The organism is Bartonella melophagi K-2C (assembly GCF_000278255.1).
GTDB classification, from domain to species: Bacteria; Pseudomonadota; Alphaproteobacteria; order Rhizobiales; family Rhizobiaceae; genus Bartonella; species Bartonella melophagi.
On sequence record NZ_JH725082.1, the window covers coordinates 137127 to 155840 of the forward strand.

An 18714-nucleotide genomic window follows, 5' to 3' on the forward strand; every position below is an offset into this window, starting at 1 on the left:
CAATGACATATATAAATGGTCAAGGTCGACTGAAAGGGCGTAAACCCATTGCTGTGGTCGATATTGGTTCAAATTCTGTTCGACTTGTTGTCTATGAAAGTCTTGTACGCTCGCCGACGGTTTTATTTAACGAAAAAATTCTTTGTGGTCTTGGTCAAGGTGTTGCAAAAAGTGGCTTTTTAGAAAAAAAATCAACTGAAATGGTATTGCACACATTGAAACGATTTCGTGCACTTTGCCAACAGATTGGTGTGGATCAGATTCATGCTTTAGCAACAGCAGCAGTACGAGAAGCAAAAAATGGGGTAGCTTTTATTCAGGATGCTGAAAAGATCTTACACGATAGAATATGCATTCTTTCAGGAAATGAAGAAGCAGTTTATTCGGCTTATGGAGTTATTTCCACCTTTTATCGGCCAAATGGTGTTTCTGGTGATCTTGGTGGTGGAAGTCTTGAGCTTATTAATATCTATAATTCTAACTTAGGTGAAGGAATAACGCTACCATTGGGTAGTTTGCGGTTGCAATATATGTCTAATAACAATATTGCAGCAGCAGCAAAGATTGCTCATGAGAAGCTTTATGAAGCTTCTTTTATGCATAAAAGTACGCCACATTATTTTTATGCAGTAGGAGGTACGTGGCGTAATCTAGCAAAACTTCATATGGCCGCCAAACATTACTTGTTACCTGTTGTACACGGTTATGAAGTTGATGCACTTGAGATGAAGGATTTTCTGCACTTTGTGGCTAGTGATAATATTGATAATTTGAAAGGTATTTCAGCTATTTCAAAGAATCGTCGTCAACTTTTAGCTTATGGAGCAGTCGTCCTTATTGAACTTATTCAGTATATGGGTTTAAAAAGAATAGTTTTTTCTGGGGCTGGAGTTCGTGAAGGTTTTCTCTATTCACAGTTATTGCAAGAAGTTCGCATTTCTGATCCTTTAATTGCAGCCTGTCAAGAAATGGCTATTTTACGAGCACGCTCACCAAAGCAGGCAGATGAACTCATTGATTTTACTACAAATGCATTTGAAGCTTTTGGCATTTTAGAAACTGAAGATGAATATCGTTATCGTAAAGCTTCTTGCCTTCTTTCTGATATTGGTTGGCGTATACATCCAGATTATCGAGGTAATGAGGCAGCTAATCAAATAGCGTTAGGATCCTACCCAGGGATTTCTCATGAGGGGCGCATTTATGCTGCATTAGCTGTTTTTTTTCGTAATGCGGGGTTATTTGCCGATAAAGAAATTCCAGATGTTCTTAAATTAACGACTCGTGATATGGTTGAAAAGGCACGTATCCTTGGGGGGGTTATGCGTATTGCTAATCTTTTTAGTGCTTTTACTACAGGGATTTTACCTGATCTATTATGGCAGAAAAAACAAGATCACGTTATATTACATATTCCAATGTGTCATGCTGATTTAATAGGTGAACGGCCTTTGGGACGATTGAAACAATTATCAAAGATAACAAAATTACCTCTGACATTTGAAATTTCATGATTCTTTCATAGATGAATTAAAAGTTTATTATTTTCTAAAATAACAACACGTTCAGACTTATTATATATTTAATGTGTATATCTCTCTATAGAACTATCTTTTGCAAACTAAAGTTGCTTAGTTGTTAGCTCTCCATTATGAAAATAAAATGCTAGCTGGCCTTTTAGCATTTGTTCTGCTTTTTGACCAAATATTTCATAACGCCAACCACTCATAGCAGGAATATCTTCCGTTGTACCACCATGAGCGATTTTTTCTAAATCATTGGAAGTTGCGATAATCTTAGGAGCAATGTTATTTTCATTTGCAACGAGTTTTAATAATACTTTAAGCAGGTCAATTGCAGCAGCTGTTTTATCATGAATAGGATTATGCTTGGGAAGGTCAGGTAAAGAAGCAATATCAACTTCAAAACTTTCATGGATAGCTTTGATTAATGCTTGTGTTATTGATGAATGATACCCACTTTTTTTTAGGCTGCGTAAATGTTTTAGTTCAAGTTCGTCTTTTGGTTGTTGAATTGCAAGTTCGATAAGGCATTCGTCTTTCATAATATGACGACGCGGAACATTATGCTTGCGTGCTTCACGTTCACGCCAAGCAGCGACTTTTTGTAACACAGCCAGTTCACGAGGGGCTTTAACTTTTCCTTTCACTTTTTTCCATGCGTCTTCTTCTGGTATATCGTAAGTTGTTGGTGTTAAAAGAATCTCAAGTTCATCATTCATCCAATGGGTTCGTTTGTTTTTTTCTAGTTTCTTTTTCAATAAAAGATAAACATCTCTTAAATAAGTTACATCAGCAAGTGCGTAGAGCAATTGTTTTTCAGAGAGGGGGCGATGGCTCCAGTCTGTAAAGCGAGATGATTTATCAAGATGATGTCCAGTGCAGCGTTTTACAATTTGATCATAGGAGATAGAATCACCAAATCCACAAATTGATCCCGCTATTTGTGTGTCAAATAGAGGGTAAGGGATAATTCCCCCGAGATGATAGATAGTTTCTATATCTTGGCGTGCGGCATGAAAAACTTTAACAATTTTTTTATCTGTCATCAGGTTAAAAAATGATTGTAGATCAATATCTGGTACCATTGGGTCAATAAGCATTGTAACATTTGGAGATGCAAGCTGAATCAGGCACAGTTGAGGCCAAAAGGTTGTTTCGCGGATAAATTCAGTATCTACAGTTACAAAATCAGAATTACTCAAAGCGGCAATTGCAATTTCAAGTTCTGTTGTCTGTGTAATAAGTTTCATCACTTTATTATAGCATAAGTAGGTTAAAATTGTCTTTTACTGTATTTTTTTTCCAGGTTTTTTAGGGGGTGTCTTGACAAGTAGCTGCCAAAAATCGTTTGTAACGCGTATAAAAACAATTTATAATTTAGAGGCAGAAAACTATGCACCGTTATCGCAGTCATAATTGCGCCGCGCTTCGTAAATGCGATGTAGGAATACAAGTCCGTCTTTCAGGGTGGGTTTATCGTGTTCGTGACCATGGCGGAATTCTTTTTATTGATTTACGAGATCATTTTGGAATCACACAGATTGTTGTTGATCCTCATTCACCTGCTTTTAAAACTGTTGAGAAGGTGCGTGCTGAATCAGTTATTCGTGTGGATGGGGAAGTGCGTGCACGTGCTGATGAGGTTATTAATGCCGCTTTACCAACGGGCGAGGTTGAAGTTTTTGCAAGTGAAGTGGAAATTCTTTCAAAATCTGGTGAACTTCCTCTACCAGTTTTTGGTGAACCTGATTACCCAGAAGATATTCGATTGAAATATCGTTTTCTTGATTTGCGTCGAACAACTATGCATAAGAATATAATGCGTCGCACTGAAATTATTGCTTCCATAAGAAAGCACATGCAAGATTGTGCCTTTACAGAATTTACGACACCACTTTTAACGGCATCATCACCAGAAGGAGCACGCGATTTTTTGGTTCCAAGTCGTATACATCAAGGAAAATTTTATGCACTACCTCAAGCGCCTCAGCAGTATAAACAGTTATTAATGGTTTCTGGTTTTGATCGTTATTTTCAAATAGCTCCATGTTTTAGAGATGAAGATCCACGTGCAGATCGTTTGCCAGGTGAGTTTTATCAATTAGATGTTGAAATGAGTTTTGTTGAGCAGGAAGATGTTCTTACAACGATGGAGTCTATTATACGTTCTGTTTTTGAAGAGTTTGCCGATGGAAAGTGTGTTACACAAAATTTCCCTCGTATTTCATACGATGAAGCAATCCAGAAATATGGTTCAGATAAGCCTGATTTACGCAATCCAATTATTATGGAAAGTGTTTCTCAACATTTTTATGATTCTGGTTTTAAGGTTTTTGCTCAGATTTTAGCGAGTGATAAACATGCGCAGGTATGGGCTATTCCCGCTAAAACAGGGGGCAGCCGTTCTTTTTGTGATCGTATGAATGCATGGGCGCAAGGTGAAGGGCAGCCCGGTCTTGGCTATATTTTTTGGCGTCAAGAAAATGGAGTCTTTGAGGGAGCTGGTCCTATTGCTAAAAATATTGGTGAGCAGAGAACTGAAGCTATTCGTGCGCAACTTGGGCTTGAAAGTGGTGATGCTTGTTTTTTTGTTGCAGGAAATCCGAAAAAATTTGCATCTTTCGCTGGTGCTGCACGTACACAAGTAGGAGAAGAGTTAGATCTTATCGATCATAAATGTTTTTCTTTAGCGTGGATTGTTGATTTCCCATTTTTTGAATGGAATGAGGATGAGAAAAAGATTGATTTTGCACATAATCCTTTTTCAATGCCTCAAGGGGGAGAAGAGGCTATTGATTATCAAGATCCTCTCACTATCAAAGCTTTTCAATATGATCTTGTTTGTAATGGTTATGAGATTGCATCAGGTGGAATCCGTAATCATTCACCAGAAATGATGTTGAAGATTTTTAAGCTTGCAGGCCTTTCTGAAGAGGTGGTCGAAGAACGTTTTGGTGGTCTTTATCGTGCATTTCATTATGGCGCTCCACCTCATGGTGGTATGGCTGCTGGTATTGATCGTATCATAATGCTTTTGCAAGGTGTAAAAAATTTACGTGAAATTTCTTTATTTCCTATGAATCAACAAGCACTTGACCTTTTGATGAGTGCTCCATCTGAAGTTTCTGCCGTACAGTTGTCTGATTTAGGAATTCGAATTGTTCGTACTGCCAAAAATGATTGATAAAATTAATTGTTATTTTGATGCTAAATTTATTAAAGGTTATGTTTTAAAATGATAAAAATGAGCTTTATGGGGTAATATTTCACTTTCTCCTATCGACCGATAAAATAAATAGTAAACATTCTTTTCTAAATTTTCAGGATTAATCTATTTCCTTATTATTTTTTACTCACAATAGTTATTTACATAATATAGTTTTTGTAAAATGTTCAGGTACTAAAAATTTGCACTTAATAGGCCTTATGGCGTACTTATTTTTTATTTTGGAAATTTCTATTCACGTATTATGTCAGTTAAAATGAGTCAGCCTTTTGATAAAGAATGTATTGAGCCAGTAGAATTGTGTTCTGCTTTGCAGGAGCGCTATTTGGCTTATGCGCTTTCTACTATTACACACCGTGCATTACCTGATGTACGAGATGGGTTAAAACCAGTACATCGGCGTATTATCCATGCGATGCGTTTATTAAAGCTTAATCCTGGGCAGTCTTATGCTAAATGTGCGCGGATTGTGGGTGATGTGATGGGTAAATTTCATCCTCATGGTGATGCATCTATTTATGATGCGTTAGTACGTTTAGCTCAGGATTTTGCTGTTCGTTACCCATTAATTGATGGGCAGGGCAATTTTGGTAATATTGACGGTGATAATGCTGCAGCCATGCGTTATACAGAAGCACGTATGACTGAAGTTGCAGCATTGTTACTTGAAGGGATTAATGAAAACGCCATTGATTTTCGTTTGACTTATAATGAGGAAGATGAAGAGCCTGTTGTTTTACCAGGTGCTTTTCCTAATCTTTTAGCCAATGGTTCATCAGGTATTGCTGTTGGTATGGCGACATCTATTCCACCACATAATGTTGCTGAATTATGTGATGCAGCATTGCATTTGATTGCTCATCCCAATGCAAATAATGAGGATTTAAATAAGTTTGTACTTGGACCTGATTTTCCAACAGGTGGTATTTTAGTTGAGCCTAAAAAGAGCATTGAAGAATCATATCGTGCAGGGCGTGGATTATTTCGGTTGCGTTCACGTTGGCATCAAGAACAAATTAGCCGCGGTTCTTATGTCATTGTTGTTACTGAAATTCCATATCAAGTACAAAAATCACGTCTTATTGAAAAAACGGCAGAATTATTACTTGCACGGCGTTTGCCAATGCTTGAAGACATTCATGATGAATCTGCAGAAGATATCCGTATTGTTCTTGTTCCCAAAAATCGTACAGTTAATTCTGAGCTCTTAATGGAGTCACTTTTCAAATTGACTGATTTTGAGGTGAGATTTCCTCTTAATCTCAATGTTTTGACTTTAGGTAAAGTACCTAATGTTCTTTCTTTACGTGAAAGTTTACAGCAATGGCTTGAACACCGTAAAGAGGTGCTTGTTCGTCGCTCAAATTATCGACTTAATGAGATTAATCGTCGATTGGAAATTCTTAATGGATATCTTATTGCGTATTTGAATCTTGATGAGGTGATCCAAATTCTTCGTGAAGAAGATGAACCCAAAAAAGAATTAATTGAACATTTTAAATTAACGGATAATCAGGCTGAAGCTATTCTTAATATGCGGCTGCGTTCTTTACGGAAACTTGAAGAGTTTGAAATTCGTAAAGAATTTGAGTCTCTTAAGACTGAAGAAGCGCAATTGCAAGCCTTATTAGCCTCCAATATAAAACAGTGGAAAATGATTTCAGATGAAATCACAAAAGTTCGAAAAATTTTTGGGCCTGAAACTATTTTAGGCAAAAGACGTACAACATTTGAGGATGCCCCAAAGCACGATGTTAATGATATTCAACAAGCAATGATTGAAAAAGAACCGGTAACTATTATTATTTCTGAAAAAGGTTGGATGCGAGCTTTAAAGGGCCATTTGAATGATTACAAAATGCTTTCTTTTAAAGAGGGGGATTGCTTAAAATTAGCATTACCAGCATTTACTACAGATAAAATTGTTGTGGTAAGTACTGGTGGAAAATTTTTTACTATTAGTGCAAATGTTTTACCTGGAGGAAGAGGGCACGGTGAACCAATTCGTATTTTAGTGGATATGGATGGTGAACACGATATTTTAACAGCCTTTGTACATAATGCGCAAGAAAAGCGGCTTTTGGTTTCAGCTTATGGAAATGGTTTTATTGTTTCTGAAAATGAAGTGATTGCCAATACGCGAAAAGGAAAGCAAATTATGCATGTGAAATCTCCTGATAAAGTAAAACTTTGCGTTCCGGTAAATGGTGATTATGTCGCAGTGGTCGGAGAAAACCGCAAAATGCTTATCTTTGCCATAGAGCAAATACCAGAAATAAGCCGCGGTAAAGGTGTTCGTTTACAGCGTTACAAAAGCAGTGGTGTTGTTGATGCCAAAACCTTTAATTTGTCAGAAGGTTTAAGTTGGCAAGATACAGCTGAACGCAGTTTTAATCGCCAGTCTGATGAGCTTATTGAGTGGATGGGAACACGTGCTGGTGTGGGACGCTTGGTTCCAAAAGGATTTCCAAAATCAGGAAAATTTTCTAATTAATATGATGGTAGCATATAAATCATTGGCTTAAAGTGCAATAGCAATAGGCTTTAGGCTCTTTTAAATTTATCGGCAATAGTAATTTAAAGGGATTATTATAAAATCCCTTTGAAAGTTACGTCTATTTAGAGTGATGTTTAAAAAGACTTCCACGCTCAGCCCATATTACAAGAAAGATAGCGATAAGACTGAGAAAAAAAAATCCTGCTGAATTGGGGATCATTGTTTCATCAAAGTGTTGTGCGACGAAAAAACCGAGACCTGTAGCAATAGATGTTTGAAGAAAACCAGATACAGAAGCTGCTGTTCCAGCAATTTTTCCTAAAGGTTCAAGAGCAAGTGTATTGAAATTAGCCATAATACCACCACACGTAAACATGAGTATAGAATACAATAGCATGTAAAAAGAAAAAGAGATGATACCGCCTGTTAAAATTGATGCGATAAACCAGATACATGAAATGGTGCAAAATAGCAGAAGCATACTGTGACCGATGCATCGCATTCCAAGACGATGAACAAGTCGAGAATTTAAGAAAGCTGATACTGCTTGAAATGCAGCACTGGCTGCAAAAGCTACAGGGAATAAAAAACCTAAGTTATAGATTCCTTCATATATTTGTTGCGATGTGTTAACAGCAATAAAAATGCACCCTAACATAATGGAAGTAGCAAGCGTGTAACAAAGTGCAGTCCGGTTTGTAATGACAAGGCATAAACCACTTTTAATAGAAGAAAAAGAAAGAGAGCGCTGGGTATGGAGAGTTTCAGGTAAGCGCAAGTAAATCCAAATCATCAACCCAAAACCAACAAATGCCATGAATATAAAAATAAGTTGCCAATGCTCAAGAAATAAAATTGTCTGTCCTATTATTGGTCCAAGCATTGTTGCAATGAGAAAAACCATCATGACTATGGACATGACTTTTGCCATTTCTCGACCGTTGTAGAGATCTCGTACCATGGAGATTGTAAGCACACGCATTGCAGCACCCCCAATGCCTTGCAAAATACGTAGAATAAGTAACAAGGGAAAACTTGTTACATACGCACAGCCAAGTGCTGTTAATGAATAAAGGGTAAGGCCTATGAGAACAAGTTTATGCCGCCCGAAACGGTCACTTATTGGACCAAAAAATATTTGTGTAACACCAAAGCTGATAAGATAACAAGAAATGATATAATGCTGATCATTTTCGTCAATAATATTAAAGCTGTTTAAAATATTAGGCATAGCTGGCAGCATAATATCAATGGCTATAGAATTAATTGCCATCAATGCTGCAATGATAATGACAAATTCTTTATATCCAATTCTTTTTTTGATTGCATCTATATGCTTTTGTTCGTCAACCGAATATGACATATACACCCTTTAAAATAAAAAAAACTCTGACTGAATAGCAGTTCATTAAGAGGCTGAATAAAATTAAAGTTAATTCTATGATATATTAAAGGTAATGTTTTTTTCTTTGAGTAGTTTTTGTAACTCATCACTTTGAAACATTTCTTTAATAATATCGCAACCGCCAATAAATTCACCTTTGATATAGAGTTGTGGAATTGTTGGCCAATTTGAATAATCTTTTATTCCCTGACGCAATTCATCAGAAGTTAAAACATTAATTCCTTTATAGTGTAACCCTAAATAGTCAAGAATTTGAACAACTTGCCCAGAAAATCCGCATTGCGGAGCATTAGGTATTCCTTTCATGAATAAAACGACATCGTTTGTTTTAATTTCATTATCAATAAAATCATAAGCAGTAGTCATTTTTATTCCTTATATTGGCTACATTTTAGGAAAATTACAGTTGTATTGGTCTTATTTTAAATCGTATTAACAAAATGAATGCAAGAAGAAATTTTTAGATTATTTATTAGGTACACTTGTTTGAAGTGCTAAAGCGTGAAGAGCACTCCCTATATTACCTTTAAGAGCATCATAAACCATTTTATGCTGCTGAACACGACTTTTACCCCGAAAACTTTCCGAAATAACTTCTGCAGCGTAATGTTCACCGTCTCCTGCAAGATCATGGATTGTTACTTTTGCATCGGGGATGCCTTCACGAATAAGAGTTTCAATTGCATGAGCATTCATCGCCATCAGTTATTCTCCTCTATTTATTTTTATATAGCCAATGGGAATAAATCATTATTTATCACCCATAAACTCTGGAAACCAGCTTTCATAAGCTTGTGTCAGTTCAGATACTGGAAGTGTTAGTACATCTTTTATGTCAAGTGCATTGCCTTCAACTATACCAAGCTCCATTAAAGAAACTTCGCTTGTTTGAGCAAATGTTTTAAGGTCATTAAATTTATTGGGATTAACTGCCAACAAGTAACGTCCTTGGTCTTCACCGAAAAGTTCAGCATGATGTGGTAATTTGTTGCTTAATTTTGCTTTAATTCCTTTGTTTGCTTTAATTACCATTTCTGCAAGAGCAATGGCCAATCCTCCATCGGAAATATCATGAGCAGCATGAACAAAACCACAATTAATAACCTCGCGAACAAACTGACCATTCTTTTTTTCAAGCTGTAAATCCACATAAGGTGGTGCGCCAGCCTCAATATTTAAAATATCACGTGCGTAGATTGATTGTCCTAAATGTGAGCCACAAGGCCCAATTAAGACTATGATATCTCCGTTTTGCATATTATTTATTGTAGCCATTTTTGACCAATCATTAAGAATACCAACACCAGCGATTGTAGGTGTAGGAAGAATTTCTTCTCCATTGGTTTCATTATAAAGGGAAACATTTCCTGAAACGATTGGAAAATCGAGTATCCTACAAGCTTCACCTATACCTTTAATGGCAAAAACTAGCTGACCCATAACTTCAGGTTTTTCAGGATTGCCAAAGTTGAGATTATCAGTAGCGGCTAGTGGTGTTGCACCTGTCGCACTAATATTGCGCCAACATTCTGCAACAGCTTGTTTTCCCCCTTCATAGGGATCGGCTTCACAATAGCGAGGTGTTACATCAGAGGAAAAAGCAAGAGCACGTTTGTCGCTACTGTCTATGCGGATAACACCTGCGTCACCTCCTGGGCGAGTGAGGCTGTTACTCTGAATAATTGTATCATACTGTTCATAAATCCATCGCCGTGAACTTTGATTGGCAGAATTTAGTAAGGTAAGCAGTGCATCACCGAGGTTTTCAACTTTTTTAATTTCTTCTGCTCTAAGAATTGGCTTTTTAGGGGGCTCTATCCAAGGGCGATCATAAGCTGGGGCTTCATCTCCAAGTTCTTTAATTGGTAGATTAGCCACTTCTTGCCCTTGGTGCAATACGCGGAAACGTAAATCATTTGTTGTTTTTCCAATGATAGCAAAATGAAGCCCCCATTTATTAAAAATCTCAGATGCTTGCTTTTCGAGTTCTGGTTTAAGAATCATAAGCATACGTTCTTGGCTTTCAGAAAGCATCATTTCATAAGCTGTCATATTTTCTTCACGAATAGGTACATTATCAAGATTTAGCTCTATTCCTAAATCTCCTTTTGCACCCATTTCAACCGCAGAACATGTTAACCCTGCTGCACCCATATCTTGAATGCCAATAACGGCTCCTAATGCCATTAATTCTAAACAAGCTTCAAGCAGGCATTTTTCAGTGAAAGGATCACCCACTTGAATAGTTGGGCGCTTTTCATTGATTGTATCGTCAAATTCAGCAGAAGCCATTGTAGCTCCACCAACACCGTCACGTCCTGTTTTGGCACCAAGATAAACAATAGGAAGTCCTAGACCTTGCGCTTTGGAATAAAAAATAGAATCTGTTTTTGCTATACCAGCCGCGAAAGCGTTAACAAGAATATTGCCATTATAACGCTTGTCAAAATTGACTTCTCCACCAACAGTAGGGACACCAAAAGCGTTGCCATAACCACCAATTCCAGAGACAACACCCGAAACCAGGTAACGTGTTCGGGGATGATCAGGAGATCCAAATCGTAGTGCATTCATACTTGCAACAGGGCGAGCACCCATTGTAAAAATATCACGCAAAATGCCACCAACACCTGTTGCTGCACCTTGATAAGGTTCAATGTAAGAGGGATGGTTATGACTTTCCATTTTGAAAACCACACATTGATTGTTGCCTATATCAACAACGCCAGCATTTTCACCAGGACCTTGAATGACACACTTTCCTTTTGTCGGTAAAGTTTTGAGCCATTTTTTAGAAGATTTATATGAACAATGCTCGTTCCACATTGCAGAAAAAATTCCAAACTCAGTTAGTGTTGGTTCTCTCCCGATTAATTCTAAGATACGTTGGTATTCATCGGGTTTTAAACCATGTTGTGCTATTAATTCTGGTGTAATGGCAATGTTATTGCGAAAGTTCATTAGTATTTCCGTTATATTGATCAGATTTAATGATGTGTATTTGGAATAATATATTTCATTATTGTAAGTGTAGAAATTTGTTTAGTAAGGTTCACTTCATACATTAATTTTTCGATTCTAAAACACTTTGAAACAATAAGCGACCATCATCGCCACCATGCGCAGTTTCAATGAAATTTTCAGGATGAGGCATTATACCAAGAACATTGCCAGTTTTATTGACAATACCGGCAATATCATTAATTGAACCATTGGGATTTGTATTTTCTGCATAACGGAAAACAATTTGCTTATTGTCTTCCATTTGTTTCAATGTATCACTGTCAACGAAATAATTTCCATCGTGATGGGCAACAGGGCAGCGAATAATTTGTCCTTTAGAATAGCACCGAGAAAATTTTGTATCAGCATTAGCGACTTCAAGTTTTATTTCACGACAAACAAATTTTAATGAGGCATTACGCATTAATGCGCCCGGTAACAATCCAGATTCTAGCAAAATTTGAAAACCATTGCATACCCCCATAATCATGACACCTTTTTGTGCTTTTTCACGCACAGCTTGCATAACTGGCATTCGCGCACCAATAGCGCCACATCTTAAATAGTCACCATAGGAAAAACCACCAGGAATAACAATCATATCGACTTGAGGAATTGTTGTTTCCGTTTGCCAAATCTTAAGTGGTTGAATGCCTGTTATTTGATATAATGCCGCAATCATATCTTGATCGCGATTTAATCCGGGTAATTGAATGACAGCACTTTTCATCGAGTGATCCGCTCAAAGAAGTTCTATAGTGTAATTTTCAATGACAGTATTTACAAGCAATTGTTCACACATTTGTTCAAGTTTTTGTTTTGCTGTTTCAGCGGGTATGTTATCGAGAATGATATCAAATACTTTTCCTTGGCGAATAGATTGAATACCGGTAAAAGCTAAGCTATTTAAAGCGCTAGTAATCGCTTCTCCTTGAGGGTCAAGAACGCTGCTTTTAAAGGTAACTATAATGCGTGCTTTCATTTTTATTTCCTGTTATTTAAAACATTTTTTTGAAGAGTAGCCCTCTTTTAGAAAGCAAGGCAATATTGCATTACTTTGTTTCTTATCTTATTTAACTAAAACTGGACCGCTTGGTCGTGGAGGATCATTTTCATTCATAATACCAAGACGCTTTGCAATATCTTGATAAGCATTAATAAGCCCACCCATATCACGACGAAAACGATCTTTATCCATTTTTTCTCGTGTTTGCATATCCCATAAACGAGCGGAATCAGGTGAAATTTCATCAGCAAGGACGATACGCATCGTTTCACCTTCCCATAAACGACCAAATTCTATTTTAAAATCAATCAATTGAATTCCAACGCCTGCAAAAAGCCCAGAGAGAAAATCGTTAATGCGAATTGAAAGTTGCATAATTTCTTCTATTTCTTGCGGAGCAGACCACCCAAAAGCAGTGATATGTTCTTCCGTCACTATTGGGTCATCAAGGGAATCGTTTTTGTAGTAAAACTCGATAATAGATTGTGGAAGAACCGTTCCTTCTTCTAGCCCCAAGCGCTTAGAAAGGGAACCTGCAGCGATATTACGTACAACAACTTCTAGCGGAATAATTTCAACTGCTTTGATAAGCTGTTCACGCATATTGATCCGTTTGATAAAGTGTGTTGGGATACCTAAACGACCAAGTTGGGTAAAAATATACTCTGAAATGCGGTTATTTAAGACTCCTTTACCATCAATAATTTCATGTTTTTTTGCATTAAATGCAGTTGCGTCATCTTTAAAAAATTGAATATAGGTACCCGGTTCAGGCCCTTCATATAGGATTTTGGCCTTACCTTCATAAATGCGGTGACGACGATTCATCATAATTCTCTATTCGTTGAAAAATCTTAATATTATTGATAAAAATAGTATCTTAATTAGCAACAATTCTCAATGAATTGCTATAATATTTACTACAATTTTTATTATTTAAGGCGTATTAAATGAGATTTAAACTTTTATAGTCTGGCAAAAACATTAATGCAATCAGGCAAAGTGAATATTTTTATGTTTTTCAGCATGAACTGTACAGGCAAAAATATTTAAGCTTCTTATAAGATATGTATTATGTATTAAGTAATATAATATGAATTATTCTGAGAATAATTCATATTACCTTTAAAGCTTTGCGAGGAAATGGGAGAAAATTATAAGTCCTTCAGGCCAAGGACCATGGCCAGATTCTACATTAATATGTCCAGACTGTCCAGCATCAACAAAAAAGGCATTCCAGTCTTTTGCAAGATTTTCTGCTACTGAGAATTGGCAGAATTTATCATTGCGACTCGCAATAACCACTGAAGGAAAGGGGAGTTTTTTGCGATGATATGGACCAAATGTCATTAGATGTTTTGGGCGTATTTTTTCATTTTCTACATCTGGTGGGGCAACAAAGAAAGCACCACAAACTTTTTCTGCATTTTGAGCAATTGCGTGAATAACTGTTGGCACTCCCAATGAGTGAGCAATAATAACAACAGGTTTATTGGTTTGTAGTATAATGGCATTTTTTACTTCATTAATCCATTCTTCACACACAGGTTTTGACCAATGGGCTTGTTGAACACGGCGGGCAGTAGATAATTTTTGTTCCCAACGTGTTTGCCAATGATCCGAACCAGATCCTTTATAGCCAGGGACAATAAGAATATCGAGTTGATTTGCTTTCATGAATGTCTTTCTTTATGAAAACGTACTTTGAACTAGAAAAAACAAAAGATTTTTATTTTTTTACAGTTGTTACTATTATCCAAACACACGTCTAAAGATTGTATCAACATGCTTAGTATGGTAAGCAAGGTCAAATTTTTTGCGAAGATCTGCTTCATTTAAAGCTTTTGTGACATCTTCATCTTTTAACAATTCTTCTAAAAAATCTTTTCCTTGTTCCCAGACTTTCATCGCATTTCGTTGAACAATGTGATAAGCATTTTCACGACTTATACCAGCTTGTGTGAGTGCTAGAAGCACACGTTGTGAATGAATAAGACCACGGAATTTATTGAGATTTTTTTGCATATTTTCTGGATAAACAATTAAATTTTCAATCACAGATGTTAATCGAGAAAGAGCAAAATCAAGCGTAATAGTAGCATCAGGGCCAATATAACGTTCAACAGATGAATGTGAAATGTCACGTTCATGCCAAAGCGCAACATTTTCCATAGCAGGTACTGCAAATGCGCGCACCATACGTGCTAGTCCAGTTAAATTTTCTGTTAAAACTGGATTGCGTTTATGAGGCATAGCGGATGAACCTTTTTGCCCAGGTGAGAAATATTCTTCTACTTCAAGAACTTCTGTTCTATGCAGATGACGTATTTCTATGGCTAATCTTTCAATAGATGAAGCAATGACTCCAAGTGTTGCAAAGAACATAGCATGACGATCACGTGGTATTACTTGGGTGGAAACAGGTTCGACACGCATACCTAATGCTTGTGCTACATGTTCTTCAACGCGGGGGTCAATATTCGCAAAAGTGCCAACAGCTCCTGAAATAGCACAAGTGGCAATTTCTTCCCGTGCAGCAAGCAAACGTTTGTGACAACGGAGAAATTCAGCATATGCAAAGGCAAGTTTAGCTCCAAATGTTGTAGGCTCGGCGTGAATACCATGACTACGTCCAATAGTAATCGTCTCTTTATGTTCAAAGGCACGTTTTTTTAACACTTCAAGAAGTTGATTTATGTCTCTCAAAAGAATATCGCTGGCGCGCATTAATTGAACATTGAATGCTGTATCTAACACATCTGATGATGTCATGCCTTGATGAATAAAACGAGCTTCTGGCCCAATAAATTCAGCTAAATGGGTTAAAAATGCTATAACATCATGCTTTGTAGTTGCTTCAATTTCATTAATACGATTAATATCAAATTCAGCAGCTGCGCCTTTTTCCCAAATGATTTTAGCTGATTTTTCTGGAATAACACCAAGCTGAGTTAACGCGTCACAAGCATGTGCTTCAATTTCAAACCAAATACGATATTTAGTTTCTGGTGACCAAATTGCTACCATTTCAGGGCGAGAATAACGCTCGATCATGATTTTTTCCTTATTGTGAAAGTTTTGTTGCTTGGCGCAGTGCGTTAATACGTGTTTTATAAAGATCTTTGTTACCATTTTTATAAATTGCAGATCCTGCAACAAATGCATTTGCACCAGCTTTTGCAGCTATTCCAATTGTATCAACTGTAACGCCACCATCAACTTCAAGATCAATAAGTCGATTGGCAATCATACTTTTTACTCGTTCGATTTTATTTTTCATTTCTGGGATGAAGCTTTGTCCACCAAAACCTGGATTGACAGTCATAATAAGAATGAGATCTAATTGATCAAGCAAATACTCCAGCACGTATTCTGGCGTGCTTGGGTTGATTGAAACTCCAGCCTTTTTTCCCATCGCTTTAATTGTTTGCAGTGAACGATGAATATGAGGACCTGCTTCAGCGTGAATAGTTATAATATCTGAGCCAGCTTGCGCAAAGGCTTCAAGATAAGGATCTACAGGTGCTATCATGAGGTGAACATCAAATATTGCTTTAGTTAATGGGCGTAATGCTTTGACGATATCAGGGCCAAAGGTGATATTGGGAACAAAGTGGCCATCCATAATATCAAAGTGAAGCCAATCTGCACCAGCATCAACAACATCTGATATTTCCTGACCGAGTTTAGAAAAATCAGCAGCCAAAAGTGAGGGTGAAATGAAATGGGGACGGGGCATTAAAATCTCCTGAGTGAGCCCTTTTTAGCGTATAATATTGTGTGATAAAATATACATTTTTGTTGCTCATATATGATATAAAAGAATAAGAATATGTAATAAATCAATTTATTGAAATATTCATTGAATTTTTGAGAGCTATCTAAGTGAAAAATATGCAAAATCATACAAAAAATTTAATGCCTAAATTTCAACAAGTTGCTACAGTTTCTTCACAAGAATATCGCGATACTATGAGTCGTCTAGCAGGAGCTGTGCATATTGTAACGACGAATGGCGCTAAAGGAAGGCGTGGGGTAACAGTTTCGGCTTGTTGTTCTTTATCAGATGATCCTCCAATGCTTCTTGTTTGTTTAATGCGACATAATCCTGAAAATAAGTTATTTATGGAAAATGGAAATTTTTGTGTCAATAGTTTAGCAGGAAAACATCGTTCATTGTCAGAAGTTTTTTCTGGGCGCTGTGGTTTTACGCAAACTGAACGCTTTAATACAGCTCAATGGAATGTCTTACAGACTGGTGCACCTAGCTTATCAGGTGCCTTGGCTTCATTTGACTGCCGTTTGATTTGTTGGCACCAACATGCGACTCATTATATTTTGATTGGTGAAGTTATTGCGATAAACCGTAATCAAGAAAAAGACGCTTTAATGTATTTTAATCGTGACTATCATGTTTTGTCTTTATAATTTCTGCTTTGTTATTGGGTAAGTTTTGGTTATTCATTTCTTTCATGCTTAAGTTTTTAATAATTAGCCTTAGGTTTCTATCAGTTAGAAAAACAAAATAATTATATTTATCAAATGTCTATTTAAAAAAATTGATGTAAAACTTAATGAGTCTTGTTTTTTGTTTATCGCGATAGCGATATGGTTTTGGCTAATTTGAATTAGAAATACTACTATTACTGAGTTTTACGCTATGTATTATATATTTATGCAACTTGATTCTTCTTTAAAAATGTTTTGTTTTTGTGAGTTGAAAAAAATATTAATATAACAATTATCGTTTAATCAGATATAATAGGGTTTTTAGGGGTATTTCTTTCAAAAAATAGATAGCAAAGCACTTTTATATTTCAGGTGCGTTTTTGTCGGGTCTTATCAGGTACTGGAGACTGAATGAAGAATTTTATTTCATAATTTTTATCAAAACTAGTAAATAAAAATATGAATTATACACATAGGATAGATGTTAATTTTGTGTTGCTATCATTTTATGTCAAGTAATATAGGTTGTTCAATATCTTCTACACTAACTCCTTGTTATAGAAGTTTTATATAAAAACAATTAATGCTTTATATAGTGTTCAAATTTTTGTATTATATTAGTATTTGATTTTTGTATGAATAAATAAAGTGTATCAAATTTGTAAGGTCATTTAACCTTAATCTTGCTAAAGGAAAAGTGGGTTAATATACCCATTACTGCAATTCACGTACTTATGTGCGTTGTTTGTGAAAATTGTTTTATTTTCTTTTGAAAAGGAAATGAGACTTAACTGCCAGAACAGAAATTATAAAATTTTGTGCTCAATCTTTAATGATTTAAAAGCAGTTGAAGTTTCATTTTTGAAGATAATGAAAAACCAAAAAACTATCCTTTTATTTCTACAGATTTTTTTTTACATTCAATTGAGAAAATTATTTTCTAGAATTAATATGGCAGATTTTATAGTTTATGCTGAAATAAAAGAATTTATAAAGATTCTTTAAACAAAAAGATTATGAAATTTCAACATATTACACAAAAAATGAGCTAAAAAATTTGAATAATGAATTCAAGATATTCTTATTTTTATAGAAATATGTTTTACACTTGTGTTGATTTTGGATCTACAATATATAGACCTCACATACCATATGTGGAGGCTTTATGGCATGAATAAAGTTGTTAGCGGTCAGTATCGTCCTAGTGAAGATGAGCCTTTTATGAATGAGCGGCAAAAGGCATATTTTCGTGCTAAATTAATTTCTTGGAAATGCGATATATTAAAGGAAACCCGTGAAACTTTAGAGAGTTTACAAAAAGAAAATGCTAATCAATCTGATTTGACTGATCGGGCATCTTATGAAACTGATCGTGCAATCGAATTGCGTGCTCGTGCTCGTCAGAGAAAGCTCATTGCAAAAATAGATGCAGCTTTGGAGCGTATTGATAATGGTACTTACGGGTTTTGTGAAGAAACTGGAGAACCTATTAGTATCAGACGTCTTGAGGCACGACCAATTGCAGTTTTATCATTAGAAGCACAAGAACGCCATGAACGACGAGAAAAGGTCTATCGTGATGATTAAAATCGATTTACGATCAAA

Annotated in this window: 16 protein-coding genes; 5 read left to right on the forward strand and 11 right to left on the reverse strand. The window is 36.1% G+C overall.

Going from position 1 to position 18714, the window contains the following annotated elements; genetic code table 11:
* Nucleotides 1–2: 2 nt before the first annotated feature.
* A complete protein-coding gene (gene ppx / locus ME3_RS03435; RefSeq protein ID WP_007477162.1) occupies nt 3–1514 on the forward strand; it encodes an exopolyphosphatase in 1512 nt (503 codons plus the stop codon).
* Nucleotides 1515–1621: 107 nt separating this feature from the next.
* Here the strand turns inward: ppx and rnd are convergent, their stop codons facing one another.
* Nucleotides 1622–2776, reverse strand: coding sequence for a ribonuclease D (gene rnd / locus ME3_RS03440; protein ID WP_039952537.1), 1155 nt, complete (start codon nt 2774–2776; stop codon nt 1622–1624).
* Between the two features lie 140 nt (nt 2777–2916).
* Between rnd and aspS the strand changes: the two genes are divergently transcribed.
* Nucleotides 2917–4707: an aspartate--tRNA ligase gene (gene aspS, locus ME3_RS03445; protein WP_007477164.1), complete on the forward strand. Its 1791-nt coding sequence runs from the start codon at nt 2917–2919 to the stop codon at nt 4705–4707.
* Nucleotides 4708–4993: 286 nt separating this feature from the next.
* Nucleotides 4994–7243: a DNA topoisomerase IV subunit A gene (parC, locus tag ME3_RS03450; protein ID WP_007477166.1), complete on the forward strand. Its 2250-nt coding sequence runs from the start codon at nt 4994–4996 to the stop codon at nt 7241–7243.
* 121 nt (nt 7244–7364) lie between these two features.
* Here parC and ME3_RS03455 read toward each other — a convergent pair whose 3' ends face one another.
* From ME3_RS03455 to rpe, 10 genes are all read right to left on the reverse strand, one after another.
* Nucleotides 7365–8609, reverse strand: a complete 1245-nt coding sequence (locus ME3_RS03455; protein WP_007477168.1) for a multidrug effflux MFS transporter — start codon at nt 8607–8609, stop codon at nt 7365–7367.
* Between the two features lie 75 nt (nt 8610–8684).
* The gene (grxD, locus tag ME3_RS03460) at nt 8685–9017 is read right to left on the reverse strand and encodes a Grx4 family monothiol glutaredoxin (RefSeq protein ID WP_007477170.1); all 333 of its coding nucleotides are present in this window, start codon (nt 9015–9017) and stop codon (nt 8685–8687) included.
* A gap of 99 nt (nt 9018–9116) precedes the next feature.
* On the reverse strand, nt 9117–9353 hold the full coding sequence (locus tag ME3_RS03465) for a BolA/IbaG family iron-sulfur metabolism protein (protein ID WP_007477171.1): 237 nt from the start codon (nt 9351–9353) through the stop codon (nt 9117–9119).
* A 48-nt stretch (nt 9354–9401) separates the two neighbouring features.
* A complete protein-coding gene (purL, locus tag ME3_RS03470) occupies nt 9402–11612 on the reverse strand; it encodes a phosphoribosylformylglycinamidine synthase subunit PurL (RefSeq protein ID WP_007477173.1) in 2211 nt (736 codons plus the stop codon).
* A gap of 103 nt (nt 11613–11715) precedes the next feature.
* Nucleotides 11716–12384, reverse strand: coding sequence for a phosphoribosylformylglycinamidine synthase subunit PurQ (gene purQ / locus ME3_RS03475; RefSeq protein WP_007477175.1), 669 nt, complete (start codon nt 12382–12384; stop codon nt 11716–11718).
* Between the two features lie 12 nt (nt 12385–12396).
* Nucleotides 12397–12636 carry a phosphoribosylformylglycinamidine synthase subunit PurS gene (gene purS / locus ME3_RS03480; RefSeq protein WP_007477177.1) on the reverse strand — a complete coding sequence of 80 codons (240 nt, stop codon included), beginning with the start codon at nt 12634–12636 and terminating at the stop codon, nt 12397–12399.
* 87 nt (nt 12637–12723) lie between these two features.
* Nucleotides 12724–13488: a phosphoribosylaminoimidazolesuccinocarboxamide synthase gene (purC, locus tag ME3_RS03485; RefSeq protein WP_007477178.1), complete on the reverse strand. Its 765-nt coding sequence runs from the start codon at nt 13486–13488 to the stop codon at nt 12724–12726.
* 297 nt (nt 13489–13785) lie between these two features.
* A complete protein-coding gene (locus ME3_RS03490; protein ID WP_007477180.1) occupies nt 13786–14337 on the reverse strand; it encodes an RBBP9/YdeN family alpha/beta hydrolase in 552 nt (183 codons plus the stop codon).
* Nucleotides 14338–14412: 75 nt separating this feature from the next.
* On the reverse strand, nt 14413–15714 hold the full coding sequence (gene purB, locus ME3_RS03495; RefSeq protein ID WP_007477181.1) for an adenylosuccinate lyase: 1302 nt from the start codon (nt 15712–15714) through the stop codon (nt 14413–14415).
* 10 nt (nt 15715–15724) lie between these two features.
* Entirely contained in the window at nt 15725–16399 is a 675-nt protein-coding gene (rpe, locus tag ME3_RS03500; protein WP_007477183.1) for a ribulose-phosphate 3-epimerase, read from the reverse strand.
* A gap of 155 nt (nt 16400–16554) precedes the next feature.
* On the opposite strand from rpe, the gene ME3_RS03505 reads away from it, so the two are divergent.
* Together ME3_RS03505 and dksA are read left to right on the forward strand one after the other, a co-directional pair.
* Nucleotides 16555–17088, forward strand: coding sequence for a flavin reductase family protein (locus ME3_RS03505; RefSeq protein ID WP_039952539.1), 534 nt, complete (start codon nt 16555–16557; stop codon nt 17086–17088).
* A 1191-nt stretch (nt 17089–18279) separates the two neighbouring features.
* Nucleotides 18280–18696: an RNA polymerase-binding protein DksA gene (gene dksA, locus ME3_RS03515; protein WP_007477187.1), complete on the forward strand. Its 417-nt coding sequence runs from the start codon at nt 18280–18282 to the stop codon at nt 18694–18696.
* Nucleotides 18697–18714 lie beyond the last annotated feature (18 nt).

Bases quoted from the DNA above. Each gene is read 5' to 3' on its own strand.
- ME3_RS03505 (WP_039952539.1), top strand. From the start codon at position 16,555: ATGCAAAATCATACAAAAAATTTAATGCCTAAATTTCAACAAGTTGCT.
- ppx (WP_007477162.1), top strand. From the start codon at position 3: ATGACATATATAAATGGTCAAGGTCGACTGAAAGGGCGTAAACCCATT.
- parC (WP_007477166.1), top strand. From the start codon at position 4,994: ATGTCAGTTAAAATGAGTCAGCCTTTTGATAAAGAATGTATTGAGCCA.
- purQ (WP_007477175.1), bottom strand. From the start codon at position 12,384: ATGAAAAGTGCTGTCATTCAATTACCCGGATTAAATCGCGATCAAGAT.
- purB (WP_007477181.1), bottom strand. From the start codon at position 15,714: ATGATCGAGCGTTATTCTCGCCCTGAAATGGTAGCAATTTGGTCACCA.
- purC (WP_007477178.1), bottom strand. From the start codon at position 13,488: ATGAATCGTCGTCACCGCATTTATGAAGGTAAGGCCAAAATCCTATAT.
- purL (WP_007477173.1), bottom strand. From the start codon at position 11,612: ATGAACTTTCGCAATAACATTGCCATTACACCAGAATTAATAGCACAA.
- ME3_RS03455 (WP_007477168.1), bottom strand. From the start codon at position 8,609: ATGTCATATTCGGTTGACGAACAAAAGCATATAGATGCAATCAAAAAA.
- rpe (WP_007477183.1), bottom strand. From the start codon at position 16,399: ATGCCCCGTCCCCATTTCATTTCACCCTCACTTTTGGCTGCTGATTTT.
- purS (WP_007477177.1), bottom strand. From the start codon at position 12,636: ATGAAAGCACGCATTATAGTTACCTTTAAAAGCAGCGTTCTTGACCCT.
- ME3_RS03490 (WP_007477180.1), bottom strand. From the start codon at position 14,337: ATGAAAGCAAATCAACTCGATATTCTTATTGTCCCTGGCTATAAAGGA.
- grxD (WP_007477170.1), bottom strand. From the start codon at position 9,017: ATGACTACTGCTTATGATTTTATTGATAATGAAATTAAAACAAACGAT.
- aspS (WP_007477164.1), top strand. From the start codon at position 2,917: ATGCACCGTTATCGCAGTCATAATTGCGCCGCGCTTCGTAAATGCGAT.
- ME3_RS03465 (WP_007477171.1), bottom strand. From the start codon at position 9,353: ATGGCGATGAATGCTCATGCAATTGAAACTCTTATTCGTGAAGGCATC.
- dksA (WP_007477187.1), top strand. From the start codon at position 18,280: ATGAATAAAGTTGTTAGCGGTCAGTATCGTCCTAGTGAAGATGAGCCT.